We start from the raw sequence: 24,301 nt of genomic DNA on the forward strand, positions 1-24,301 counted from the left end.
CGATGTTCACCACGCTCGTCAACTGGCGCAACTGGCGCCTGCCGGTGAAGCTCGCCGCGGTGTTGATCGTCCCGGTCACCATCGCGGTGGTCTCCGGCGTCCTGCAGATCCAGTCGCACATGGAGCGGGCCGACTCCTACGCCGCACTGCAGCGGCTGGAGAAGGTCCGCACCGCGCTGATCCCGGTCGTCGAAGGCGTCCAGGCGGAACGGCGGGTCGTCGCGGAAGGCGGCGGCCAGGACGTCCTGCGGGACCAGGTCCGCCGCACCGACGACGCACGGGAGGCGTTGCGCACCGCGATCGGGAAGGCCTCGCTCAGCGAGGTCGTCACCGCGCGCATGAACGACGTCGAGGCCAAGGTCGCCCGGCTGCCCGCGCTGCGGGAGCAGACCTCCGACGTGCCGGCCGCGGTCAAGGAGTACACCTCGCTGACCGAGTCGATGCTCGACGTCGACGAGGTGCTCGCGAGCGACTTCGGCGACCCGGCGCTGTCGAAGACCGCGATGGGCCTGCACCACGCGCTCCACGTGCAGGAGGAGGTCCTCTACCAGCAGGCGGTCGTGCTGTCGGGCCTGGACCGCGGGCTGCTCGCGCAGGCTGAGGTGCGGTCGCTGGTCGAGTCGAACGTGAAGCTCAGCTACATCGCCGGCCAGTTCGCCGCGCTCGCGACGCCGGAGCAGCTGAACTCGTACTGGCAGGGCTTCAACGGCCCCGACATCGAGGCCCACCGCAAGATGCTGAGCGCGGCGCTGCTGCACCCGACCTCGGACTCCGCGGCGTCCGGCGGCGCGCGGCCCAGGCCGTTGCCGATCGCGGCCGCGGACTGGACGAAGGCCTCCGGGGCGGTCGCCGAGTCGCTCGACGGCGTCGTCCGCGGCCTGCAGACCGACCTGCGCGACACCGCGAACCGGCTGCGCGACGAGACCAGCGACGCCGCGGGTGCCGCGTCGGCGCTGCTGTTCGCGAGCCTCATCCTGGCCGCGACCGTCGGGTTCGTCGTCGGCCGCTACCTGCTGCGCTCGCTCAACGCGCTGCGCCGCTCCGCGCTGGACGTGGCCTGGGAGAAGCTGCCGGAGATGGTGGCGACCGGGCGCGGCACCACCGAGGTCGAACCGGTGCCGGTGCACACGACCGAGGAGTTCGGCCAGGTGGCGCGCGCGTTCGACGCGGTGCACCGGCAGGCCGTCCGCTCGCTCGTGGAGCAGGCCGGTCTGCGCGCGAACATGCGCAACATCTTCGTGAACCTCTCGCGGCGCAGCCAGAGCCTCGTCGAACGCCAGCTCAGGCTGATGGAGGAGCTGGAGAAGTTCGAGGAGGACCCGGAGCAGCTCGCGAACCTGTTCAAGCTCGACCACCTGGCCACCCGCATGCGCCGCAACAACGAGAACCTGATGGTGCTCTCCGGCGGTGACGTGGCCAGGCGCTTCACCCGCCCGATCCCGCTGACCGACGTGCTGCGCGCGGCGGCCGCGGAGATCGAGCAGTACCAGCGGGTCGTGGTGCACACCGCGCCCGGTGCCGAGGTCGTCGGCTACGTGGCGAGCGACCTCGTCCGCCTGCTCGCCGAGCTCCTCGACAACGCGACGGCGTTCTCGCCGCCGCACACCCAGGTCAGCATCAGCGCGTCCATCGAGGCCGGCGACATCGTGCAGATCGACGTCGTCGACCAGGGCATCGGCCTCGACGCCGAGGCGCTGGGTGCCGTCAACGGCCGGTTGGAGGCCGCCGGCGAGGGCGCAGACGTGCAGGTGTTCCGCGAAATGGGACTTTTCGTCGTCGGCAGGCTCGCGGCGCGCCACCAGATCGTGGTACGTCTCGATGCGAAACAAGGCAAGGGGACTCGCGCGATCGTGTTGGTTCCCGCCGAACTGGCACCACGGCGGGACGAGTCCTGGGAGTCTTTCCGCGGGGAGGCGATCGAGGAGCAGACGTTGCAGACGCCCATGCGCGTTCCTGGACAGCACGCGTCCTGGTTCGCCGCACCCGCTGCGAGCACCCCGCCGCCCCCCGCACGCCAGACGCCCGAGTCGGCCCGAGGCTTCCTCGACGCCTTCCAGCGCGGCGTGCAGAAGGGCCTTCCCGACCGGCAGGAGAGTCGATGAGCACGCAGGTGGACCAGTTCGGCTGGCTGGTCACCAACTTCGCCGAACGCACGCCCGGCATCGAGCACGCGGTGGTGATCTCCGCCGACGGCCTGGTGCTGGTCTCGTCCTCGAAGCTCCCACCGGAGTCGGCCGAGCAGTTCGCGGCGATCGTCGCCGGCGTCGTCTCGCTCGCCGAGTCCGCGTCCTCGTGCTTCGCGGGCGAGGCCGTGGTGCGCACGGTGGTCCAGATGGACCGCGGCGTCATGCTGCTGATGTCGATCAGCGACGGCTCGGTCCTCGCGGTGCTCGCCGCCGCCGGCTGCGACGTCGCGCAGGTCGCGTACGAGATGACGGTGGTCGTGCGGCAGGTGGGTCAGCTGCTCACGCCGGAGCTGCGGGCAGAGCTGGCATGAGCGGCGACGACGATCAGCAGGTCAGCTTCGGCGACCTGATGAGCGGCTTCAGCCTGGACAGCGACCGGATCAGACGCCGTGGCCGCAAGCACAGGGCCAAGCGGGAACCCGCGCCCGAGCCGGTGGCGGAACCGGACCGCCCCGCACCGCCGGTGTTCCCCCGGCCCGACCTGTACGCCCAGCCGGACCCGTACGCCACGACGGTGTTCGAGCCGGTGCCGCCGCTGCCGCCGATCGAGTCGGCGTCGATCGTGCGCGCCTACGCGTGGACCGGTGGCCGGACCACCTCCGAGGTGCACCTCGAGATCGAGACGCTGGTCTCGGTGAACGAGCGGTCGGTGACCGCGGTCCGGCCGGAGCACCAGGAGGTGCTGGCGCTGTGCTCGCAGCCGCGGTCGGTGGCGGAGATCGCCGCACTGCGCGGCCTGCCCCTGGGCGTCACGAAGGTGCTGCTCGGCGACATGGCGGGCCACGGCCTGATCGACGTGCACCGCACCGCGTCGTCGTACGGCGACGACCGTCCCGACGGCGCGTTGATGGAACGCGTGCTGGCCGGCCTGCGCCGCCTCTGACCCTCCTTGCCGACGGCATCTGCAAGTACCACCAACCCTTGATCAAACCGCCGCTGACTACCACCAACTTGTTCGCCGTACACCGAACCTGGCCGGGCGCGGCGGGGAGCCGGAAGCGCTGTTGGTAGTAGAAAAGTGCTGGTTGATGTTGAGTTGGTGGTACTTGCAGATGCGGGGGCAAGCAGGGGGTCCGCTACGGTCGGGGGGCCGGGCGATCTGTGGGGAGGGGCCGTGGAGTTCCAGGACGTCGTGCGCAAGCGGCGCATGGTGCGGAAGTTCACCGACGAGCCGGTCAGCGACGAGAGCCTGCGGCGGATCATGCGCAACGCGGTGCGCGGGCCGTCGGCCGGGTTCTCGCAGGGGCAGGGGTTCCTGGTGCTGCAGGGGGAGTCGCTGCGACGGTTCCGGGAGCGGTGCCAGGTCTGGGCCACCGACGACACGAAGGCCGCGCCGGTGCTGGTGGTGCCGATGTCGGTCAAGGACACCTACCTCGACCGGTACGCGCAGCCGGACAAGGGCTGGACCGACCGCAGCGAGGACCACTGGCCGGTGCCGTACTGGCACGTCGACACCGGCATGGCGGCGCTGCTGATCCTGCAGACCGCGGTCGACGAGGGGCTGGGCGCGGTGTTCTTCGGGATACCGCGGGAGGAGTGGCCGGCGTTCCGGGCGGAGTTCGGCGTGCCGGACACGCACGAGCCGATCGGAGCCATCGCCATCGGGCACCCGGCGGAGACCGAGGTGTCGCCGGGGGCGTCGCCGCGGACGCGGAAGCGTTCGGCGTTCGAGGAGGTCGTGCGCTGGGGGCAGTGGGGGTGACGACGGCGTTCCGGCTGCTCGGGCCGCTGGAGGTCGTGCTCGGCGGACGGCACGTGCACGTGCCACCGGGCAAGCGCCGGGTGGTGCTGGCCGCGCTGCTGGTGCGGGTGCGGCAGGTGGTCGGGGTGGACGAGCTCGTCGACCTGGTCGGCGGCACCCGCAACGCGCTGCAGACGACGGTCGGACGGCTGCGGGAGGACCTCGGCGACCCGGAGCTGATCAGGACGCGACCGGGCGGGTACCTGCTCGACGTCGACCCCGCCGAGGTCGACCTGCACCTGTTCGGGCACGCGGAACCGGAGGTGGCGCTGGGGTTGTGGCGCGGGCGGCCGTTCGCCGACATCGGCAGCGACCGGCTGGAACGCGACCACGGGCCCGCGCTCGTCGAGACCCACCTCGCGGCGCTGGAGGCGCGGATCGAGGGGGACCTGCGCCGGGGCCGGCCCGAGCAGCTGGTGCCGGAGCTGCGGGCGCTCACCCGGCAGCACCCGGTGCGGGAACGGATGTGGGCCCAGCTCGTGCACGCCCTGCACCGCAGCGGCCGGCCGGCCGAGGCGTTGCGGGCCTACGAGGAGGTGCGCCGCAGGCTCGCCGACGAGCTCGGCGTCGATCCGGGCGCCGAGCTGCAGCAGGCGCACCAGCAGGTGCTGCGGGCGGACAACCGGCCCAGGGCGCGCAACGACCTGCCGGGCGACATCGCGGACTTCGCCGGACGGCAGGACGACCTGGACCGGGTGCTCGCCGCGGTGCCGCCGGGGTGCGTGGCGATCACGGCGATCGACGGCATGGCGGGCATCGGCAAGACGACGCTCGCGGTGCGGGCGGCACACCGGCTCAAGGACCGGTTCCCGGACGCGCAGCTGTTCGTGGACCTGCACTCGCACACCGACGGCGTCGAACCGCGCACGCCGCTGGACGCGTTGCACGCGCTGCTGACCGCCCTCGGGGTGCCCGCGAGGGACGTCCCGGACGAGCTGGACGCGCGAGCGGCGCTGTGGCGTGCGGAGATGGCGCACCGCAGGGCGTTGGTGGTCCTGGACAACGCGGTCAGCGCGGCGCAGGTCCGGCCGCTGCTGCCGGGCAGCGGGCTGGTGCTCGTCACGAGCCGGCACCGGCTGGTGGACCTGGACGCGGCCCACACGATCTCACTGGACGTGCTGCCCGAGCAGGACGCGCTGGACCTGCTGACGGGCATCGTCGGCCCGCGCGCCGGCCAGGACCCGCGGGCGGCCCGCGAGATCGTCCGGCTGTGCGGGTGCCTGCCGCTGGCGGTGCGGATCGCCGGTGCGCGGTGGCGGACGCGGCCGGCGTGGACCGCGCAGGACCTGAGGCGCCGGCTCGGCGAGCAGCGGCTGACCGAGCTGGCGGCGGGGGAGCGCAGCGTCGCGAAGGCGTTCGCGATGAGCTACGACCAGCTCACCGGCGAGCAGCAGCGGTTGTTCCGGCTGCTCGGGCTGCACCCCGGCGACGACTGGGACGCGTCCCTCGCCGCCGCGCTGATCGGCACGACCCGGCCCGACGCGGAACGGTTGCTGGACGCGCTGCTGGACGCACACCTGGTGCAGCAACGGGACAACGGCCGCTACCGCTTCCACGACCTGCTGGCCGACCACGCGAAGGCGAGCGTCCTCCCGGACGAACGGGAGGAGGGCGTCGTGCGCGTCCTCGACCACTACCTGCACAACGCCGCCGCGGCGGAGGTCCTGATGTCGCCCGGCAACCCGCGGATCCCGCTGGCGGTGCGGTACCCGCCGCTCGACCCGCCGCCGCTCGCGAACGCCCGCCAAGCCGCGGCGTGGCTCGACACCGAGCGCCGCAACCTGCGGGCCGCCGTGTACCTGGCCGCCTACCAGGGCCACTACGAGCACGCCTGGCAGCTGCCGCACCACCTGTCGCAGTACCTGCTGAACCGCGGCCACGGCCGTGACCGCGTGGAGGTGCACAGCCTCGCGCTCGCCGCCGCGTACCAGCTCGGCGACCTCCGTGCCCGCGCGGAGGCGTTGAAGGGCCTGGGCAGGGCGCACTTCGCCCGTCCCGGTGGCAACCCGGCCGAGCACTTGCACGCGGCGCTCGACCTCATGCGCCAGATCGGTGACGTGCGCGGGGAGGCCTCGGTCCTCGGGCTGCTCGGCATCACCGCGCGGGAGGCGAACGACCTCGACGCGGCACAGGGGCACTTCGAACGCGGCCTGGAGCTGATGCGCCAGGTAGGTGCGCCCACCGGTGAGGCGAGCGCGCTGCACCACGTCGGCGTGATGCACGCGCTGCGCGGCGACAACGACCGGGCCATGACACATATCAGGGCGGCGCTGGCGCTGCTGGAGGAGCACGGCGACCGCAACCGGGCCGCGATGGCGTTGCAGGACATCAGCTTCGTGCACTACAACCTGGGCGACGACGACGAGTGCGTCGCCCACCTGGAGCTGTCGCTCGCGGCGTTCCACGAGGCGGGCGACTGGCGCGGTGAGGCGTTCGCGCGCACCGACTTCGCCCACACCGCGCTGGAGCTCGGCAGGCCGGCCAAGGCGCTGGAGATGGCACGCACGGCGGCGGCGTTGTGCCGCACCGGAACCGGGCTGGCCGACGACGACGCGGTGCTGCGCGGCCTGGTCGACGCCGAGGACGGCTACGGCGAGCTCGGCCTGTCGTTCGCGCTGGCCATCGCGGCCGAGGTCGAGGGACGGCTGCACGACGCCGTCCGGTACGCGCGGTGGTGCGTGGACGCGATCACGCGGTCCGGCCGCCACTGGGCCGGTGACCGCGTGCTGGGCCAGCTGTGCCGGCTGCACGCGGCGCTCGGCGACCACGGGACCGCCGTCGCCTTCGGGGAACGGGCGGTCCGCGCCGCCGAGGGCCTGAACCAGCCCAGGGCGGTCGCCGTCGCCCGCGCGCTCCTCGCCGCGGCTACAACCACAGCCCCAGCAGCACCAGCGCGGTGACGGCCGCGGCCACGACCGCCACGGCCACCCACTGCTCCACGACGTCCCTCGTCCTGCGCATTCCCGGCTCCCCTCGGTGGTGTGGCCACCGAGGGTGCGCGGCACCGCCCACACCTCGTCCCCACCGCGGTCACACCGGCTCACCCGGCGGAACGGTGGTGACGGGACTGCGTGCGCGCAGTGGTGCGCTGAGTGTGCGCCGTGAACGTCCGGTTGATCTGATCGGGCGACGTCCCACCGCCAAAGTGTGGATCAAGGTCGCACCATCTGGCGCCGTCGGGCACCGGACTGGTTGCGTTCGGGGCATCACGTCCACCGCGCGGAGGTCCCACGCCCATGCAGCCGTTCCAGCTGCCGGAGTTCTACACGCCCCACCCGGCCCGGCTGAACCCGAACCTCGAACGCGCCCGCGTCCACACGCGGGCCTGGGCGCGCGAGATGGACATGGTCGACGCGCCGCAGCACGGCACGGTGATCTGGACCGCCGCTGACCTCGAAGCGCACGACTACGCGCTGCTCTGCGCGTACACGCACCCCGACTGCGACGGGGAGGCGCTCGACCTGATCACCGACTGGTACGTCTGGGTCTTCTACTTCGACGACCACTTCGTCGAGCTGTACAAGCGCACCAGGGACGTCCCGGGCGCGCAGGCCCACCTCGACCGGTTGCCGCTGTTCATGCCGGTCGACGGCCACATCACCGCACACCCGGCGAACCCGGTGGAGAAGGGCCTCGCCGACCTGTGGCGCCGCACGGTCGGCCGGCACTCGCTCGACTGGCGGGAGCGGTTCGCCGCCAACACGAAGCACCTGCTCGACGAGTCGATGTGGGAGCTGCACAACATCAGCGCGGCCCGGCTCGCCAACCCGATCGAGTACGTGGAGATGCGCCGCAAGGTCGGTGGCGCACCGTGGTCGGCGAACCTCGTCGAGCACGCCGTCGGCCTCGAGGTGCCCGCGCGCATCGCGCTGTCCCGGCCGATCGGCGTGCTGCGCGACACCTTCAGCGACGCCGTGCACCTGCGCAACGACCTGTTCTCCTACGAGCGCGAGGTGCTCGACGAGGGCGAGCTGTCCAACGGCGTGCTGGTGTTCGAGAAGTTCCTCGGCCTGTCCACCCAGGCCGCCGCGGACGCCGTCAACGACCTGCTGACCTCGCGCCTGCACCAGTTCGAGCACACCGCGCTCACCGAGGTGCCGATCCTGCTCGACGAGCACGGCATCGACCCCGTCGGCCGCGCGGCCGTCCTGGGTTACGTGAAGGGCCTGCAGGACTGGCAGGCGGGCGGTCACGAGTGGCACCTGCGGTCCTCGCGGTACATGAACTCCGGTCCGCCGCCGCAGCTCGGCGTCCTGGGCTCGTTCGCCAAGACCCTGCCGCAGCGGCTCAGGCAGTTCTCCAGCACGCCCAGGGTCGTCGAGCCGTACGCGCTGCCGGCGTTCGAGGTGCCGTTCACCCTCTCCCTGGCACCGCACCTGGACCAGGCCCGCGACCAGGTGGTCGCGTGGGCGGTCGAGCAGGGCATGACCGGTGAGGGCGTCTGGGACGAGGCCCAGGTCCGCGGGTTCGACTTCCCGCTGTGCTCGGCGGGCATCGACCCGGACGCGACGGCGCAGGAGCTGTACCTGTCCGGCTGCTGGCTCACCTGGGGCACCTACGCCGACGACGCCTACCCGCTGTGGTTCGGCCGGACCCGCGACCTGCTCGGCGTGAAGACGCAGACCACCCGCCTCAAGGCGTGCATGCCGGTCGACCTCGTGCAGACCGTGGTGCCCGCCAACGCGATGGAGCGCTCGCTGGCCGAGCTCTGGCAGCGGACCGCGGCGCCGATGAACCCGGCCTTCCGCGCCACGTTCCGCCAGACCGTCGACGCCATGCTCGACGCGTGGGTGTGGGAGGTGGTCAACATGCACCACAACCGCATCCCGGACCCGGTGGACTACGTGGAGATGCGGCGCAGCACGTTCGGCTCCGAGCTGACGACGTCGCTGTCCCGCTTCTCGCACTCCGCGATCGTTCCCGAGCAGCTGTGGCAGACGCGGGTCGTGCAGACGATGGAGCGGTCGGCCATGGACTACTGCACGATGCTCAACGACGTCTTCTCGTACCGCAAGGAGATCCAGCACGAGGGCGAGGTGCACAACATGGTGCGCGTCGTCGAGAACTTCCTCGGCGTGCCGCAGAGCCGTGCCTTCGAGCTGACCTACGCGCTGATGGACGCCCGGCTCGGCCAGTTCGTGCGGTCCGTCGAGACCGACCTGCCGAAGATGTTCGACGACCTGGCCCTGGACGCCGGCGCGCGGGCCGGCCTGACGCGGTACGCCGACGAGCTGAAGGACTGGATCGCCGGGATCATCCACTGGCACGAGGAGACCAGCCGGTACGACGAGGCCGGCGCGCTGCCGGTGGGCCGGCTCCCGGTCTTCCACCGCGGTCCCACCGGTCTGGGCACCGCGGCCGCCCGGCTCACCTCCCGAACGCCGGGCTGAGCCCCCGGTCAGCCCCGGTCAGCCACTGACAGCCGTTGGTCAGCCCCCGGTCAGCGCACCCCGCCACGGTGTGCGCATCGGCCACTCCACAGGGGGAGCACCATGACGAACGTCCTCATCTCCGGCGCCAGCATCGGCGGTCCGGCGCTGGCCTACTGGTTGCGCCACCACGGCTTCGACGTCACCGTCGTCGAACGCCACCGCGGCCTGCGCCCCGGCGGCCAGGCCGTCGACGTCCGCGGTCCTGCGCTCGACGTGGTGGAGCGGATGGGCCTGGGGGACCGGTTGCGGTCCATGACCACGGGCATGCGCGGCATGAGCGTGGTCGACGAGGAGGGCACCGAGCTCCACCGCTCCACCGAGCACACGCTGACCGGCGGCGACCTCGCCAGCCCCGACGTCGAGGTCATGCGCGACGACCTGGCACGCCTGCTGTTCGACGCGGTGGAGGGCGTCGAGTACCTCTTCGACGACACCATCACCGCGATCGACGGCACCCGCGTCACGTTCGAGCGGGCCGCCCCGCGGGACTTCGACGTGGTCGTGGGCGCGGACGGGCTGCACTCGAACGTCCGGCGGCTCGTGTTCGGTCCCGAGGCGCAGTTCGTCCGCCACCTGGGCACGAACCTCGCCGTGTTCACCGCGCCGAACTTCCTGGGCCTCGACCACTGGCAGGTGTTCCAGCAGGGCGAGGTCGTCGGCGGCGGGGTCATGAGCGCCCGCGCCAACGCGGAGTGCCGGGTCTACATGGGGTTCTACGGCGAGGTGGACTTCGACCACCGCGACGTCGAGGCCCAGCGGCGGCTGGTGGCGGAGAAGTTCGCCGACGCCGGGTGGGAGTGGCAGACCGCGCTCAAGCACATGTGGGAGGCGCCGGACTTCCACTTCGACGCCATGGCGCAGGTCCGGATGCCGTCCTGGTCGCGCGGCGGCGTCGTGCTGCTCGGCGACGCCGGCTACTGCGGTTCGCCGTTGTCCGGTCAGGGCACGAGCTTGGCGCTCGTCGGTGCGTACGTGCTGGCTGGCGAGCTGAGCGTGAACCGCGAGACCGCGTTCCAGCGCTACGAGGAGCTGCTGCGCCCGTACGTGACGGCCAACCAGGACATGGCGCTGAAGAACCAGGCCAACGGCGGGCAGCCGACCGAGGAGTTCGCCGCGGTCGTGAGCTCCTTCCAGCTCCCCGGCCGCTGATGGCCCGGCTCACAGCCATTTGACTCGGGGTGATCCCTCCCGCACGATCGGGTGGACAACAGCATCCGCACGCCGCGGGGGAAGCCGGTGGAACTCCGGCGCTGACCCGCAACGGTGACAGTCCGAATGCCCGTGGCGCGCGGTGGCTCCATCGACCCGTCGAGGACAGCGGGGCAGGGGGAAGAGCAGTGATCCGGACATCCGCGCTGGCCGCAGTGGTAGCGGCCGCGCTCGTCGTGACACCGGCCGCTCAGGCGGCCGAGCCGCCGTCAGCGGGAACGTGGCTGGCCGGCCAGTTCGTCGGTGGCGACCACCTGGTGAAGGGGCCGGACCTCGTCGACCACGGCCTGACCGCGGACGGCGTGTACGGGCTCGCGGCCGCCGGTGTCGGCCGGTCGACGGCGGTGCGGGCCGCGGCGTGGCTCGCCGAACCCGAGCAGTTCCAGTACTTCGCAGGCGACGGCGAGGCCGAGTCCTACGTCGGTGGCCTGGTGAAGCTCGCGCTGGTCGCGCAGGCGCTGGGCACCGACCCGCACGCGTTCGCCGGTGCCGACCTGCTCGAACGCCTTGCGGCGCTGCGGGAGGAGTCCGGCCGCTACCGCGACCGCACCGACCCCGACTACGACCAGACCAACGCGTTCACGCAGGCGCTGGCGATCATCGTGCTGACCCGCGCCGACCAGCCGGTGGCGCAGCCGGTCGCGTTCCAGGTGTCCACGCAGTGCGCGGACGGCGGGTTCCCGATCTCGTTCGGGCAGCCGGTCTGCAAGTCCGATGTGGACGCGACGGCGATCGTGCTGCAGGCGTTGCAGGCGGCGGGGGAGCCGACGGCGTCCGCGCGGGCGCTGGACTGGCTGGTGGCGCAGCAGAAGGCGGACGGCGGGTTCCCGTCGGCGTTGCAGGGCTCGAACGCCAACAGCACCGGCCTCGCGGTCGGCGCGCTCGTCGGGGGCGGCCGGACGGTGGTCGCGGACCGGGCCGTGGCGTACCTGCGGTCGTTGCAGGTCGGCTGTGCCGGACCGGAGGCCGCTCGCGGCGCGATCGCCTACGACAGCACGGGTTTCGAGGTCTACGGCGCCGTGCGCGCGACCACCCAGGCGATGCTCGGCCTGGCCCGCAAGGGCCTCGCCGACGTGTCGTTCGCCGGTGCCACGCCCGGTGTGCCCGCGGTCGACTGCGCGACCCCGCCGACCACCACGCCCCCGTCGACCACCGCACAGCCGACCGTGCCGCCGACGACGACCGCTCCGGTGACCACCTCGTCGACGGCCACCCCGGTCGCTCCCGCGCCGGCCGGTCCGACGCCCCCGGCCACTCAGCGGCTCGCCGCGACCGGCCCCGAGGAGGCCGTCGCGCTGACCCTGCTCGGTTCCTCCGCGCTGCTCGCCGGCGCCGTGCTCGTCCTCGTGTCCCGTCGTCGGAAGGTTGGTGCGTGATGCGCCGCATCCTCGCTGTCCTCGCCCTGGTCGCGAGCTCGTTCGTCGTCGCACCCGCCTCCGCCGCGGACTGCGCGGGCGTGAAGGTCGTGGTGGACTTCACCGCGCTGGGCGGCGGCGTCCAGACCGGCTGCGCTCCCGGCGACCCGGCCACCGGTCTCGCCGCGCTGACCGGCGCGGGCTTCACGTACTCGTTCGTGCCGCGCCAGGCCGGTTTCGTGTGCCGGATCAACGCGCTGCCGAACCCGTGCACCGCGCCCACGACCAGCGCCTACTGGTCGTACTGGCACGCCTCGCCCGGCGGTTCCTGGGCCTACAGCTCCGCGGGTGCGGGCAGCTACGACCCGGCGCCCGGCAGCGTCGAGGGCTGGGCGTTCGGTGCCGGCACCGCCCCCGGCGCCACCCCGTGACGAGGTTCTTCTGCGTGCTGGCACTGGTGATCGCCGCGGCGGTCCCGGTGCCGGCTCAGGCGGCGGGCTGTGACGGCGTGACCGTCGTCGTCGACTTCCGCGGTCTCGGCGGTGGTGTGCAGCAGGGGTGCGCGGCGGGCAGTCCGGGCTCCGGGGTGGCGGCGCTGGCGGCGGCCGGGTTCAGCTACGCCTACGCGTCACGGCAGCAGGGGTTCGTCTGCCGCATCAACGGCAGGCCGGGCACCGACACCGACAGGTGCGTCACCACCTCGCCCGCCACCGCGTACTGGTCGTACTGGCACGCGCCACCCGGTGGTTCGTGGTCCTACAGCAACCAGGGCGCGGCGACCTACGTGCCGGCCCGCGGCAGCGTCGAGGGGTGGGCGTTCGGGGCGGGGGAGCAGCCGGGGATCGCCCCGCCGGCCGCACCCGCCCCACAGCCACCGGTCCAGCAGCCGCCCGCTCAGCAACCGCCTGCCCAGCAGCCTCCGGCCCAGCAACCGCCCGCACCGCCGCAGGTCCCCGTGACCCCGCCTGCCGGGCAGCCGTCCACCACTGCACCGCCCTCGTCCTCTGCCGCGACGACTTCGGCGTCGGCTTCGGAGCCGTCTTCGAGCACGTCCGCCGCCGTGACCTCGGCCGCGGTCGAGGAGAAGGCGCAGCAGCAGGACCAGGAGCCGGGTAGTCCGTTGTGGACGGTGCTCGGCGTGCTGGCGATCGGCGCGCTGGTCGTGGCGGGACTGCTCGTGGCCCGTCGCCGGCGCAGCGCGGAAGAGTGAGCGCTCGGCGGGGGTTCGCGGCGTGAGGCTCCACTCCGGCGCGTGGTGGCTGTGGGCCCTGGGCCTGGCCACCGCCGCCAGCCGCACCACGAACCCGTTGCTGCTGGGCCTGGTCCTGGCGGTGGCGGGGGTCGTGGTCGTGACGTGCCGCGCGAACACGCCGTGGGCGGGAACCTACGGCGTGTTCCTCAGGTTCGGTCTGCTGGTCATCGGCCTGCGGGTGCTGCTGCACGTGTTCCTCGGCGGCATCGCGGGCCCGACGACGTTGTTCACCCTGCCGCAGGTCCCGTTGCCGGACTGGGCGCAGGGCATCCGCATCGGCGGACCGGTGACCGCGGAGGGGCTGGTCTTCGCGCTGTACCAGGGGTTGCTGCTCGCCACGATCCTGAGCTGTGTCGGCGCCGCGAACGCCCTCGCCAACCCGAAACGCCTCCTGCGTTCCCTGCCCGCCGCGCTGTACGAGGTGAGCGTGGCCGCGGTGGTGGCGCTGACCGTTGCGCCGCAACTGGTGTCGTCGGCGCGTTCGGTCCGCAGGGCCCGCCGGTTGCGCGGTGACGCGGCTCGTGGCGTGCGCGCGATCCGCACGCTGCTGGTGCCGGTGCTGGAGGACGCGCTGGACCGCTCGCTCGTCCTCGCCGCCTCCATGGACTCGCGCGGCTACGGCCGCACCGCCGGCATCTCGCGCCGCGACCGCGCGGTGACCGGCGCACTGGTCCTGGCGGGCCTCTTCGGCCTCTGCATCGGCACGTACGGCCTGCTCGCCGACGCCTACTCCGGCTGGCCCCTGCTCGCGCTCGGCGTGCTGCTGGCCGTCGCGGGCCTGCTGGTCGGCGCCCGCCGGGTGCCGCGCACCCGCTACCGCCCCGACCGCTGGACCCCGCGCGCGGTCGCCGTGGCGCTGAGCGGCGTGGCGAGCGCCGCGGCACTGGTGCTCTCGACCGACCCGGCGCTGTCGCCGGCGACGGTCCCGCTGCAGGCACCCGAACTACCGCTCGCACCGGCGCTGGCCGTGCTGGTGGCGCTGGCACCGCTGGGGATCGCGAGGGAACGATGATCAGGTTCGAGGACGTCACCATCACCTACACCGGCACCCCGGTGCTCACCGGCCTGTCCGCGGAGATCCCCGAGGGAGAGCTCTGCCTGGTCGTCGGCCGCACCGGCGCGGGCAAGTCGACGTTCCTGCGCGCGATCAACGGCCTCGTCCCGCACTTCAGCGGCGGCACCCTGGAGGGCCGCGTCCTCGTCGACGGCCGCGACACCGCCCACCACCCACCCCGCGAACTCGCCGACGTGGTCGGCTTCGTCGGCCAGGACCCGCAGGCGGGCTTCGTGGCGGACAACGTCGAGGACGAGCTGGCCTACTCCATGGAGTCCCTCGGCCTGCCCGGCGACGTCATGCGCAAGCGGGTGGAGGAAACCCTGGACCTGCTGGGCATCGCGGACCTGCGCGACCGTCCACTCGCGACACTGAGCGGCGGCCAGCAACAACGCGTCGCCATCGGCGCCGCCCTCACCGCCCACCCGCGCGTCCTGGTGCTGGACGAACCCACCTCCGCCCTCGACCCCGGCGCCGCCGAGGACGTCCTGGCAGCCGTGCAACGCCTGGTGCACGACCTCGGCATGACCGTCGTGATCGCCGAACACCGCCTCGAACGCGTGGCCCAGTACGCCGACTCCGCGCTGCTCCTGCCGGGCGGCGAGCTGGGGGACGTGGGCGCGACCCTGGCCAAGGCCCCGGTCGCCCCACCCGTGGTGCGCCTGGCGCAGCTGGCGGGGTGGACGCCGGTGCCGGTCTCGGTCCGGGACGCGCGCCGCATGGCCAAGGACTTCAGGGCCCGGCTCACCGAACCACCTGCTGCAACGGCACCACGCGGTGACACCGCCCTTGCGGTCGACCAGGTCGTCGTCAAGTACGGCGACGTCCACGCCGTGCGCAACGTTTCCCTCCAGGTCGCGCACGGCGAACGCGTGGCGCTGATGGGCCGCAACGGTTCCGGCAAGTCCACCTTCCTGTGGGCCGCCCAGGGCAGCGGCCGCCGCACCTCCGGCACCGTCACCGTCGCCGGCACCGACCCGAAGACCCTCAAGCCCGCCGAGCGCCGCCGCACCGTCGCCCTGGTCCCCCAGCAGCCGAGCGACCTGCTCTACCTGGAGACCGTCGCCGACGAGTGCGCCCAGGCCGACCGCGAGTCCGGCCGCCCCGCGGGGACGTGCCGCGCTGTGCTGGACGGCCTGGCCGACGTCCCCGACGGGACGCACCCGCGTGATCTGTCCGAGGGGCAACGGCTCGCGCTCGTGCTCGCGGTCATGCTGACCGGCACCCCGCGGGTGCTGCTGCTCGACGAACCGACCCGCGGTCTCGACTACCCGGCCAAGGCCGCGCTCGCGCGGGTGCTCGCAGGTCTGGGGAGCGCGGTCGTCCTGGCCACCCACGACGTCGAGTTCGTCGCGGAGTTCGCGACGCGCGTGGTGGTGCTGGCCGACGGCGAGGTCGTCGCGGACGGGCCCGCGCGTGCGGTGGTCACGTCGTCGCCGGTGTTCGCGCCGCAGGTCAGCAAGGTCCTCGGGCCGTGGTTGACCGTGGAGGAGGTCGAGGCAGCGCGATGATCGCCCTCCGCACCCGCTCGGCCGTCGCGCTCGCGATCTCCGGGGTTCTCGGGCTGGCCGCGTTCACGTGGCCGTTGTTCATCGCGCCGACCAGCGACCTCGCACGCGGTGGTGACGCGCCGTGGACGTTCGCGTTGCTGCTGCCGGTGGTGCTGGCCGTGGTGCTCGCGGAGATCAGCGACCGCGGCATGGACTCCAAGGCGGTCGCGATGCTCGGCGTGCTGTCGGCGCTCGGTGCCGCCATCCGGCCGCTCGGCGCGGGCACCGCCGGCATCGAGACGGTCTTCTTCCTCATGGTTCTCGGCGGGCGGGTGTTCGGGCCGGGGTTCGGGTTCGTGCTGGGCAACACGACGTTGTTCGCCTCCGCCCTGCTGACCGGCGGCGTCGGGCCGTGGCTGCCGTACCAGATGCTCGGCGCGGCCTGGGTCGCGCTCGGGGCCGGGCTGCTGCCGCAGTGGCGCGGCAAGGCGGAGATCGCGCTGCTCGCCGGGTACGGGGTGGTCAGCTCGCTGGTCTACGGGTTCCTGCTGAACCTGTCGTTCTGGCCGTTCGCGGCCGGCGAGGGCACGAGCGTCAGCTTCGACCCGGAGGCCTCCGCCGCGCAGAACCTCGTGAAGCTCGCCGCGTTCACCCTCGCCACCTCGCTCGGCTGGGACCTCGGGCGCGCCGCCACCACCGCCGTGCTGGTCGCGGTGACGGGGCCGGTGCTGCTCAGGACGTTGCGCCGGGCGGCGCGGAAGGCGGCCTTCCTGCCCGGTCGCGACCGGCCGGAATTGGCTCAGACCATTGACGGCAATCGGGAGGTGTGACCACCCTGTGAGTCGGGCCGCCGCCCCCGACTCGGAGGAGGAGTCGTGAGAACTCGTGTTCTCGCCGCGGTCATCACCGTGACCGCCGCGCTCTCCGTCAGTGCGCAGTCGCAGGCCGCGGAACCGTTGCAGGGCCTGGTGCCGGTCCCGGTCTCCGTGCAGGCACGTGCCGGCGTCACGCACGCGCTGACCGCCGCCACCAAGGTCTACACCGCTCCGGCGGCACGGGACGTGGGCGACTTCCTGGCCGGCGTGCTGCGGCCGTCGACCGGGTTCGCGCTGCCGGTGTCCGACACGACCGGCACGCCCGCCGACGGCATCGCGCTCCTGCTCTCCGGTGCGCCGGGCACCGTGGGGCAGCAGGGGTACCAGCTCGACGTGGCCGCGTCCGCGATCACCATTCGCGCCAACACCTCCGAGGGTCTGTTCGCGGGTGTGCAGACGTTGCGGCAGCTGTTGCCCGCCAAGGTGGAGAGCACGACCGCGCAGCCCGGTCCGTGGACCGTGCCGGGTGCGTTGATCGTCGACCACCCGCGGTTCTCCTACCGCGGCGCGATGCTGGACGTGGCACGGCACTTCCACCCCGTCGCCTCGGTCAAGAGCTACCTCGACCAGCTCGCGCTCTACAAGATCAACTACCTCCACCTGCACCTGAGCGACGACCAGGGCTGGCGGATCGTGGTCGACAGCTGGCCGCGGCTCACCTCCCACGGCGGCAGCACGCAGGTCGGCGGCGGCCCCGGCGGCTTCTACACCAAGGCCCAGTACAGCGAGATCGTGCAGTACGCGGCGGCCCGCAAGATCACGGTCATCCCGGAGGTCGACCTGCCGGGCCACACCAACGCGGCGCTCTCCTCGTACGCGGAGCTCAACTGCACCGGCCAGGCCCCGCCGCTGCGCACCGACATCGAGGTCGGCTACTCCTCGTTGTGCGTCAACAAGGACATCACCTACAGGTTCGTCGACGACGTGGTCCGCGAGATCGCGGCGCTGACCCCCGGCCCGTACTTCCACATCGGCGGCGACGAGGCGCACGCGACCACCGACGCCGACTACAAGGCGTTCATGGACCGCGCCCTGCCGATCGTCAAGAAGTACGGCAAGACCGTGCTCGGCTGGCACGAGTTCGTGAAGACGACGACCGACACCGCCGCGATCCCGCAGTACTGGGGCACCTCCACGGCCAACGCGACGGTGCAGGCGGCGGTCGCGCGCGGCAACAAGGTCGTCATGTCGCCCGCGAACAAGGCGTACCTGGACATGAAGTACAACTCCAGCACGCCGATCGGCCTGACGTGGGCGGGCCTGATCGAGGTCCAGACCGCGTACGACTGGAACCCCGGCACGCACCTGAGCGGCGTCCCCGAGACCGCCGTGCACGGCGTTGAAACTCCACTGTGGACCGAGACGGTCGCGACCTCGAACGACGTCGAGTACCTGGCGTTCCCGCGGCTCGCGGCGATTGCCGAGCTGGCCTGGTCGCCGTGGTCGACGCACAGTTGGGACCAGTTCAAGGTGCGCCTGGGCAGCCACGGCCCGCGCTGGACCACCATGGGCATCAACTTCTACCGGTCCGCCCAGGTCCCGTGGGACGCCGGTGGCCCTGGGCCCGGCCCGTGCGCGGAGCCCGCGTGGGACCGCGACAAGGCCTACAGCGGCGGCAACGTCGTTTCGCACGGCGGCCACAGGTGGACCGCGCAGTGGTGGACGCGGGGCGAGGAGCCGGGAACCACCGGGCAGTGGGGTGCGTGGCGCGACGGCGGCGTGTGTTGAGCGCTTCTGGGTACTCCGCCGGACATGACTGATCCGGAAGAAGCCGAGGAGTTCGCCGAAGAGGTCGGTGTCGACCCGACCCCGCAGGAGGTGGACGAGTACCGCGAGATGACGCAACCGGGCGAGTGGCGCGCCGACGAGAAGATGGCACCGGGTGGCGCGCCCGCACCGCAGGACGGCGACGACCCGACCGGCGGTTCCGGCGCGTGATGTCCGATTTATCCGGTGCGGGTGAATAGTGTTCGCCCGCACCGGGTACCAGGATGCCGTGGATGCCCGAGTTGCCGTATTCGCCCCGTCCCCTCAACTGACCGTCACCGTCGAGGACCTCGACGGTGAGCCCGACGTGCACCTGCACGCGGGCGGCCAGGGTTTCTGGCAGTCCAGGATGATCGCCGCGTTGGGTGTCGAAGCCGTCGTGTGTGCGACCTTCGGCGGCGAGACCGGACGTGTGCTGCGCACGTTGCTGGAAGGCGAGCACGTCGACCTGCGCGCACGTGATGTCGCCGCGCGCAACGGCGCCTACGTGCACGACCGCCGCGACGGAAGCCGGTCCGAGGTGGTCGAGATGCTCCCGGACGCGTTGTCCCGCCACGAGCTCGACGACGTCTACGAGCTGGCCCTGATCGAGGGCATCCGCGCCGGCACGGCCGTGCTGAGCGGCCCGTCCGACGACCGGGTGCTGCCGCACGACGTCTACCACCGCCTCACCGCCGACCTCACCAGCAACGGCTGCCGCGTGATCGTCGACCTCGCCGGCGACCGGCTGGCCGAGGCCGTGCGCGGCGGCCCGCACGTCGTGAAGGTCAGCCACGAGGAGCTGGGCGAGGAGGACGTGCCCAAGCTCATCGCGAAGTGCCGCGAGCTCGCCGAGTCGTGCGTCCACGGCGTGGTGGTCTCCCGTGCGGACGAACCGGCATTGGCCCTGCTGGAGGACAAGCTGTACTTCGTGAAGATGCCCCAGTTGCAGCCGGTCGACACGCGGGGTGCGGGCGACTCCATGACCGCGGGGATTTCAGCGGGCCTCGCACTGGGTATGTCGTTGGAGGACGCGGTGAAGCTCGGCGCCGCCGCGGGCGCGGTCAACGTGACGCGCCACGGTCTCGGCAGCGGGAGCGGCGACGCGGTGCGGGAGCTGAGCAAACGCGTGGAACTGGAGCCGATCGAGGAATGAGCGGATGCGCGCGCTGATCACCAACGACGACGGAATCGACTCGCCCGGCCTGCTGGTGCTGGCGCAGGCCGCGGTCTCACTGGGCTACGAGGTGGTCGTCGCGGCACCGGCCCAGCAGGCCAGCGGCACCAGCGCCTCGGTGGCGGCGGTCGGCGACACCGGCAGGGTGGTCAGCGAACGCCGTGACCTGCCCGGTCTCGACGTCGAGGCGTGGGCGGTCGCCGCCCACCCCGGCCTGATCTCGCTGATCGCCTGCCAGGGCGGTTTGGGCGGCAAGCCCGACGTGCTGCTCTCCGGCATCAACCTGGGCGCGAACGTCGGACGCGCCGTCCTGCACTCCGGCACCGTCGGCGCCGCCCTGACCGCGCACGTGAACGACGTGTCCGCGCTCGCGGTGTCGCTCGACGTCGGGTTGGACCACCCCGAACCGCTGTGGGACAAGGCGGGCGAGCTGGCACGCGTCGTGCTGCCGCTGCTGGGGGAGATGCCCGATGCGACGGTGCTCTCGCTCAACGTGCCGAACGCCGGTGACGTGCGCGGACTCCGCTGGGCGGAGCTGGCCCGGTTCGGCACGGTGCAGAGCCGCGTGGACGAGGCCGGCGAGAACGAGGTCGAGCTCGTCGCCGTGTACTCCGAGGAGTCACCCGCACCCGGCACGGACGCCGCGCTGCTCGGCGAGGGCTACGCGACGCTGACCGCGCTGCGCTCGGTGGAGCGCGACACTAGCGTCGAGCGCCCTTTGCCGCCCTGGCCAGCGTGATCACGAGCCCGATCAGCGCGGTCCGCACCTCCAGGAAGCTCTCGGCCGTGATGTCGTCGACGTAGAACGCCAGCAACCCGAACGACACGAGCAGCAGGAGGCCGTACATCCGCGCCAGGTCGAGCCGCCACGCCATCACGACGCCGAGCGCGCCGACGCCGATCTGCAGCACGTGGTAGTTCGGGTCGAGCCCGAACAGGTCGAGCCACCCGAAGACGAGCTGGAACACCCCGGCCGTGAGGGTGAGCGCCTGTGGCCTGGTGAACCGGAAGCGGTCGGTCGTCGCCAAGGCCATGGTCGCCCTACCCTTCGGATCGCCGCCACACCGCGTCGTACTTCGCTTGGCTTTCGCGGTCCTGCGCGGCGTTGCGCTCTCGACGGCCTGCGGTCGCTGTTCCTCTGGGATACCCGTACTTCGTGAGGCGGTAATCCACGCTTTCGGGTGCGTAGGACAACGCGAAGTAAAGGCCCACAACGAATCCCAGCGCACCGCACGCGATGGCGAGCGGCCACGGCGACCCGAGCCCGAACACGAGCGCCAGCGTGATGGCCGTCGTCAGCGGCGTGACCTGCACCAGGCTGCGGAGCGTGAAGCGCAGCAACCACTTCGGACCGGTCACGTCGTCGTAGACGAACGCGCGGTGCTTCTGCGGCACGCGCCCACCGGCGTAGTACCAGAGCTTCAGCGCGGGGTTCATGCCGTGGCCTTCGCGATCACCTTGCGCAGCACCTCGTTCAGCTGGGCGAGCTCCTCGAACGACATGCCGAGCTGCTCGACGACCTTGAAGGGGATCTTCAGCGCCTCGTTCCTGAGCTCCTGGCCCTGCTCGGTGAGGGTCAGCGCCAGCGCGCGCTCGTCGGCCTTGTCGCGCTGCCGCTCGACGTACCCGATGGCCTCCAGTCGCTTCAGCAGCGGGCTGAGGGTGCCGGGGTCGAGCTGCAGGGCCGTGGAGAGGTCCTTCACCGTGCGCGGCGACCGCTCCCACAGGGCCAGCATCACCAGGTACTGCGGGTGGGTGAGGTTGAGGGGTTCGAGGATCGGCCGGTAGACCGCGATCACCGTGCGGCTGGCCACCGCGAGCCCGAAGCAGACCTGCCGCTCCAGCTCAAGGGGGTTCTCCGGGATACTTGGTGTGCTAATCATTTGTGCACACAGTATCTCGGGGGCGTGCCTGCGGTCCAGCGGGTGTGGCGGGGGAGACGTTCCCCGCTCCAGGCCCTACCTCAGCGCTTCGGTCAGCACCCCGGCCGTCACCGCGGCACCGGCGGCCGTCATCACCGTGCCCCCGTGGTCGACCTCGGGGATCAGCACCGGCTCGTGCAGCACGGGCAGCGCCGCGCGGAACCCGGCCGCGTCCTGCGCCGAGTAGGCGGGCGGGGTGTCCGGCCCGGTGCTCCACCCGGCGTGCACGAACCACGTCGGCACGGTCAGCGAGCGCCAGGGCGAGGTGCCGAGGACTGTGTCACGCGCGTCGGCGAGGACGGTGGCCCGGTCGAGCCTGCGGTGGCCGTCGGGGGACAGGTCGTGGGCGAAGTACGCGCGCTGCACCGGGTCGGCCGGGTCGATGAGCGGGTTCGCGGCGGCGTTCGCGGCGAGGTAGCCGTCCGGTGTCCAGGTCCGGTCCAGGACGGCGAGCTGCGGAGCGAACGCGGCCTCGATCAGCTCGGGGGTCATGGCGGCGTGCGCGGGCATGGGCAGACCGCCGTCCACGAGAACGAGCGCGCGCACCCGGTCCGGATGGCGCACGGCGAGGTCGACGCCGACGTACGCGCCCATGGACATGCCGCACACCGTCACCGCGTCGAGTTCCAACGCGTCCAGCACGCGCACCATGTCGTCGGTGTGCTGCCGGAGCGACGAGCCCGTCAGTGCCACGCTGTCGGCACGGCCGCGCAGGTCGGGTGCCACCAGCGTGAAGCCGTGCGCGGCGACCCAGCTCCACAGCTTGCGGTTGCTGGTCAGGCCGTGGACGGCGAGCACGGGTGCGGTGTCGCCGTCCACCACCTCGACGGTCAGGGTCCCGCCGGTGACGGGGACGTGGTGCAGCATGTGCCGGAGCTCCTCTCAGGCCTTGCCCGGGTTGAAGATGCGCAACGGGTCGAGGGTGTGCTTGACGGCGTCCTGCACGGCGCACACGTCGGGGCCGAGCTCGCGGATCATGCCGTCGCGCTTGAGCAGGCCCACGCCGTGCTCGCCGGTGACGGTGCCGCCGAGTGCGAGCGCGGCGTCGATGATGTCGGTGAACGCGGCCTGCGCGGCGATGCGCGCGTTGTCGTCGCCGGGCGGGGTGACGAGCATCGGGTGCAGGTTGCCGTCGCCGGCGTGGGCGATGGTCGCCACCTGGACGCCGTGCCGCGCGCCGATCTCCACGATCCGCGCGAGCATCACGGGCACGGCCGACCGCGGCACGCACACGTCCTCGGTCAGCAGCGGCCCGAGGCGTTCCAGTGCCGGGTAGGCGAGGCGGCGGGCGGCGAACAGCGCCTCGGCCTCGGTCGAGTCGGTCGACCGCTCGGTCCACACGGCTCCGGCCTCGGTGAACGCGCTGGCCAGGCCGTCGGCGTCCGCGGCGGTCTCGGCGCGGGCCAGCAGCATGGCCTCGGTGTCGGGTTCGATGCCCAGGCGCTTCCAGTCCTCGACGGCCCGCAGGCACGCGCGGTCGACCAGCTCCAGCGCCGCCGGTTGCAGGCCGCGGCGGGTGCACAGCGCGACCGCGTCACCCGCGGCGACGAGTCCGGCGAACGCGCCGACGACGGTGGCCTGCGGTGCGGGCGCGGGGCGCAGCCGCAGGGTGATCTCGGTGACGACGCCGAGCGTGCCCTCCGAGCCGACCAGCAGGCTGGTCAGGTCGTACCCGGCGACGCCCTTGGTGGTGCGCCGCCCCAGCCGGACCGCCGTGCCGTACTCGACGGGCCCGCCCATCACGACCTCCAGGCCGAGGACGTAGTCGCGGGTCACGCCGTACTTCAGGCAGCACAGGCCGCCGGCGTTCGTGGCGACGTTGCCGCCGATGGTCGACCACGGCGAGCTGGCCGGGTCCGGCGGGTACCAGAGCCCCTGCGCGGCAACGGCTTTCTTGAGGTCGTCGTTCACCACGCCGGGCTGCACGACGGCGAGCAGGTTCTCCTGGTCGATCTCCAGCACCCGGTCCATCCGGCTGAGGTCGAGCACGAGGCAGCCGTCGACGGCGTTCGCCCCGCCGGACAGCCCGGTGCCCGCACCGCGCGGCACGATCGGGACGTTGTGGGCGGCGCAGTGCCGCACCGCCTCCTGGACCTCCGCCGTGGACTGCGGCCGGAACGCGGCCCAGGGCGTGCCCGCGGGCGCCCACTCGGCCTCGTCGTGGCTCAGGTTCACGAGCGAGTTCGGGTCGGTGATCAGGTTCGGCAAGGTCATGACCGCTCCAACGCGCCGTGCGCGGCCTTGTGCGCCACGCGTTCCAGTTCCGCACCCCACTCTGCCGGAGTCGTGTCCGCGTGGAACGGCACGACGCCGAACCCCGCCACCGCGAACCGCGCGAAGAGCAGCAGGTCGAAGGCCTGCGCGGGGGAGGCGAGCGGGGGTGTGAGCAGCGCGGCGATGCTCTCGGCACCCGCGTTCAGCTCCCGGGTACCGGTGGCGATGAGGTCCGGTTCCCGCAGGATCACCTCGCGGCGGCCGAGCTTGAGCGCCCACTGCTCCGGCGTGATCGTGCCGACCGCGGCGCGAACTGCGTCCACCAGTGCCGCGACGGGGTCCGGGCCCGGCCGCAGCGCGCGGACGACCCGGCTGAGGAACGCGTCGTACCAGAAGATCGCGGCCTTGCTGCCGAACGTGCGGAACAGCGTCCGCTCGGACACCCCGGCCCGGTCGGCGATCGCCTTGGTCGAGGTCGCCGCGAACCCGTGCTCCAGGCACAGCTCGATGGCCGCCTGCTGGATGGCGAGGCGGGTGCGCAGGTCCTTCGCGGCGCGGCCGGTGAGCGTCTCCACGCGGCTCAACCTAGCGCGGAATGTCAGCAACTGCCAGATTTTCTGGCAGGAACTGTCAGAGTGTGGGGTGCGG

Annotated in this window: 23 protein-coding genes and 1 riboswitch; of the genes, 17 read left to right on the plus strand and 6 right to left on the minus strand. The window is 72.5% G+C overall.

The window, feature by feature from the left end:
* Window positions 1-2: 2 nt before the first annotated feature.
* The 17 genes from ACZ7CD_RS29975 (at window position 3) to surE (ending at window position 20,256) form a co-directional block, all read left to right on the plus strand.
* On the plus strand, window positions 3-2,102 hold the full coding sequence (locus tag ACZ7CD_RS29975) for a sensor histidine kinase (RefSeq protein WP_470380201.1): 2,100 nt from the start codon (window positions 3-5) through the stop codon (window positions 2,100-2,102).
* Window positions 2,099-2,497 (plus strand): roadblock/LC7 domain-containing protein, encoded by a 399-nt coding sequence (locus ACZ7CD_RS29980; RefSeq protein ID WP_360398043.1) that lies wholly within the window; start codon window positions 2,099-2,101, stop codon window positions 2,495-2,497. Before ACZ7CD_RS29975 ends, ACZ7CD_RS29980 begins: the two co-directional genes overlap by 4 nt.
* A complete protein-coding gene (locus ACZ7CD_RS29985) occupies window positions 2,494-3,069 on the plus strand; it encodes a DUF742 domain-containing protein (protein WP_458434162.1) in 576 nt (191 codons plus the stop codon). Before ACZ7CD_RS29980 ends, ACZ7CD_RS29985 begins: the two co-directional genes overlap by 4 nt.
* Window positions 3,070-3,300: 231 nt before the next feature.
* Window positions 3,301-3,888: a nitroreductase family protein gene (locus tag ACZ7CD_RS29990; RefSeq protein WP_360398047.1), complete on the plus strand. Its 588-nt coding sequence runs from the start codon at window positions 3,301-3,303 to the stop codon at window positions 3,886-3,888.
* Window positions 3,885-6,827 (plus strand): AfsR/SARP family transcriptional regulator, encoded by a 2,943-nt coding sequence (locus tag ACZ7CD_RS29995; RefSeq protein ID WP_470380202.1) that lies wholly within the window; start codon window positions 3,885-3,887, stop codon window positions 6,825-6,827. Before ACZ7CD_RS29990 ends, ACZ7CD_RS29995 begins: the two co-directional genes overlap by 4 nt.
* A 336-nt stretch (window positions 6,828-7,163) precedes the next feature.
* Window positions 7,164-9,317: a terpene synthase family protein gene (locus ACZ7CD_RS30000; protein ID WP_458434160.1), complete on the plus strand. Its 2,154-nt coding sequence runs from the start codon at window positions 7,164-7,166 to the stop codon at window positions 9,315-9,317.
* 102 nt (window positions 9,318-9,419) lie between these two features.
* Window positions 9,420-10,508, plus strand: coding sequence for an FAD-dependent monooxygenase (locus tag ACZ7CD_RS30005; protein WP_458434159.1), 1,089 nt, complete (start codon window positions 9,420-9,422; stop codon window positions 10,506-10,508).
* Between the two features lie 68 nt (window positions 10,509-10,576).
* A riboswitch (adenosylcobalamin-variant (AdoCbl-variant) riboswitch) is annotated at window positions 10,577-10,648 on the plus strand.
* 48 nt (window positions 10,649-10,696) lie between these two features.
* The gene (locus tag ACZ7CD_RS30010) at window positions 10,697-11,944 is read left to right on the plus strand and encodes an LPXTG cell wall anchor domain-containing protein (RefSeq protein ID WP_470380203.1); all 1,248 of its coding nucleotides are present in this window, start codon (window positions 10,697-10,699) and stop codon (window positions 11,942-11,944) included.
* Window positions 11,941-12,354 carry a hypothetical protein gene (locus ACZ7CD_RS30015; protein ID WP_360398057.1) on the plus strand — a complete coding sequence of 138 codons (414 nt, stop codon included), beginning with the start codon at window positions 11,941-11,943 and terminating at the stop codon, window positions 12,352-12,354. Before ACZ7CD_RS30010 ends, ACZ7CD_RS30015 begins: the two co-directional genes overlap by 4 nt.
* 14 nt (window positions 12,355-12,368) lie before the next feature.
* Entirely contained in the window at window positions 12,369-13,133 is a 765-nt protein-coding gene (locus ACZ7CD_RS30020; RefSeq protein ID WP_470380204.1) for a hypothetical protein, read from the plus strand.
* 22 nt (window positions 13,134-13,155) lie between these two features.
* Window positions 13,156-14,187, plus strand: a complete 1,032-nt coding sequence (locus tag ACZ7CD_RS30025; RefSeq protein WP_470380205.1) for a CbiQ family ECF transporter T component — start codon at window positions 13,156-13,158, stop codon at window positions 14,185-14,187.
* On the plus strand, window positions 14,184-15,740 hold the full coding sequence (locus ACZ7CD_RS30030) for an ABC transporter ATP-binding protein (RefSeq protein WP_360398063.1): 1,557 nt from the start codon (window positions 14,184-14,186) through the stop codon (window positions 15,738-15,740). Before ACZ7CD_RS30025 ends, ACZ7CD_RS30030 begins: the two co-directional genes overlap by 4 nt.
* Window positions 15,737-16,549, plus strand: a complete 813-nt coding sequence (locus tag ACZ7CD_RS30035) for an ECF transporter S component (protein WP_360398065.1) — start codon at window positions 15,737-15,739, stop codon at window positions 16,547-16,549. Before ACZ7CD_RS30030 ends, ACZ7CD_RS30035 begins: the two co-directional genes overlap by 4 nt.
* 45 nt (window positions 16,550-16,594) lie before the next feature.
* Window positions 16,595-18,322, plus strand: a complete 1,728-nt coding sequence (locus ACZ7CD_RS30040) for a family 20 glycosylhydrolase (protein ID WP_470380206.1) — start codon at window positions 16,595-16,597, stop codon at window positions 18,320-18,322.
* A 24-nt stretch (window positions 18,323-18,346) separates the two neighbouring features.
* Window positions 18,347-18,532 (plus strand): hypothetical protein, encoded by a 186-nt coding sequence (locus tag ACZ7CD_RS30045; protein ID WP_360398067.1) that lies wholly within the window; start codon window positions 18,347-18,349, stop codon window positions 18,530-18,532.
* 58 nt (window positions 18,533-18,590) lie between these two features.
* Window positions 18,591-19,496, plus strand: a complete 906-nt coding sequence (locus tag ACZ7CD_RS30050; protein ID WP_360398069.1) for a 1-phosphofructokinase family hexose kinase — start codon at window positions 18,591-18,593, stop codon at window positions 19,494-19,496.
* 4 nt (window positions 19,497-19,500) lie between these two features.
* Complete coding sequence (surE, locus tag ACZ7CD_RS30055; protein ID WP_458434154.1) at window positions 19,501-20,256, plus strand: 5'/3'-nucleotidase SurE; 756 nt, start codon at window positions 19,501-19,503, stop codon at window positions 20,254-20,256.
* Here surE and ACZ7CD_RS30060 read toward each other — a convergent pair.
* From ACZ7CD_RS30060 to ACZ7CD_RS30085, 6 genes are all read right to left on the minus strand, one after another.
* On the minus strand, window positions 20,219-20,551 hold the full coding sequence (locus ACZ7CD_RS30060; RefSeq protein WP_360398073.1) for a hypothetical protein: 333 nt from the start codon (window positions 20,549-20,551) through the stop codon (window positions 20,219-20,221). The genes surE and ACZ7CD_RS30060 overlap by 38 nt on opposite strands.
* Before the next feature lie 7 nt (window positions 20,552-20,558).
* Window positions 20,559-20,954 (minus strand): DUF5313 family protein, encoded by a 396-nt coding sequence (locus tag ACZ7CD_RS30065; RefSeq protein ID WP_360398075.1) that lies wholly within the window; start codon window positions 20,952-20,954, stop codon window positions 20,559-20,561.
* A complete protein-coding gene (locus ACZ7CD_RS30070; protein ID WP_360398077.1) occupies window positions 20,951-21,400 on the minus strand; it encodes a MarR family winged helix-turn-helix transcriptional regulator in 450 nt (149 codons plus the stop codon). Before ACZ7CD_RS30070 ends, ACZ7CD_RS30065 begins: the two co-directional genes overlap by 4 nt.
* 75 nt (window positions 21,401-21,475) lie before the next feature.
* Entirely contained in the window at window positions 21,476-22,306 is an 831-nt protein-coding gene (locus ACZ7CD_RS30075; protein ID WP_470380207.1) for an alpha/beta fold hydrolase, read from the minus strand.
* 15 nt (window positions 22,307-22,321) lie between these two features.
* Window positions 22,322-23,653, minus strand: coding sequence for an FAD-binding oxidoreductase (locus tag ACZ7CD_RS30080; protein ID WP_470380208.1), 1,332 nt, complete (start codon window positions 23,651-23,653; stop codon window positions 22,322-22,324).
* Window positions 23,650-24,228, minus strand: coding sequence for a TetR/AcrR family transcriptional regulator (locus ACZ7CD_RS30085; protein WP_360398083.1), 579 nt, complete (start codon window positions 24,226-24,228; stop codon window positions 23,650-23,652). The genes ACZ7CD_RS30080 and ACZ7CD_RS30085 overlap by 4 nt, the downstream gene beginning before the upstream one ends.
* Window positions 24,229-24,301 lie beyond the last annotated feature (73 nt).

This window comes from Lentzea sp. NPDC036949, assembly GCF_055608075.1.

Coding starts and splice junctions, on each gene's coding strand:
- ACZ7CD_RS29975 (WP_470380201.1), top strand. CDS start 3: ATGTTCACCACGCTCGTCAACTGGCGCAACTGGCGCCTGCCGGTGAAG.
- ACZ7CD_RS29980 (WP_360398043.1), top strand. CDS start 2,099: ATGAGCACGCAGGTGGACCAGTTCGGCTGGCTGGTCACCAACTTCGCC.
- ACZ7CD_RS29985 (WP_458434162.1), top strand. CDS start 2,494: ATGAGCGGCGACGACGATCAGCAGGTCAGCTTCGGCGACCTGATGAGC.
- ACZ7CD_RS30000 (WP_458434160.1), top strand. CDS start 7,164: ATGCAGCCGTTCCAGCTGCCGGAGTTCTACACGCCCCACCCGGCCCGG.
- ACZ7CD_RS30005 (WP_458434159.1), top strand. CDS start 9,420: ATGACGAACGTCCTCATCTCCGGCGCCAGCATCGGCGGTCCGGCGCTG.
- ACZ7CD_RS30030 (WP_360398063.1), top strand. CDS start 14,184: ATGATCAGGTTCGAGGACGTCACCATCACCTACACCGGCACCCCGGTG.
- ACZ7CD_RS30035 (WP_360398065.1), top strand. CDS start 15,737: ATGATCGCCCTCCGCACCCGCTCGGCCGTCGCGCTCGCGATCTCCGGG.
- ACZ7CD_RS30045 (WP_360398067.1), top strand. CDS start 18,347: ATGACTGATCCGGAAGAAGCCGAGGAGTTCGCCGAAGAGGTCGGTGTC.
- surE (WP_458434154.1), top strand. CDS start 19,501: ATGCGCGCGCTGATCACCAACGACGACGGAATCGACTCGCCCGGCCTG.
- ACZ7CD_RS30060 (WP_360398073.1), bottom strand. CDS start 20,551: ATGGCCTTGGCGACGACCGACCGCTTCCGGTTCACCAGGCCACAGGCG.
- ACZ7CD_RS30065 (WP_360398075.1), bottom strand. CDS start 20,954: ATGAACCCCGCGCTGAAGCTCTGGTACTACGCCGGTGGGCGCGTGCCG.
- ACZ7CD_RS30070 (WP_360398077.1), bottom strand. CDS start 21,400: ATGATTAGCACACCAAGTATCCCGGAGAACCCCCTTGAGCTGGAGCGG.
- ACZ7CD_RS30075 (WP_470380207.1), bottom strand. CDS start 22,306: ATGCTGCACCACGTCCCCGTCACCGGCGGGACCCTGACCGTCGAGGTG.
- ACZ7CD_RS30080 (WP_470380208.1), bottom strand. CDS start 23,653: ATGACCTTGCCGAACCTGATCACCGACCCGAACTCGCTCGTGAACCTG.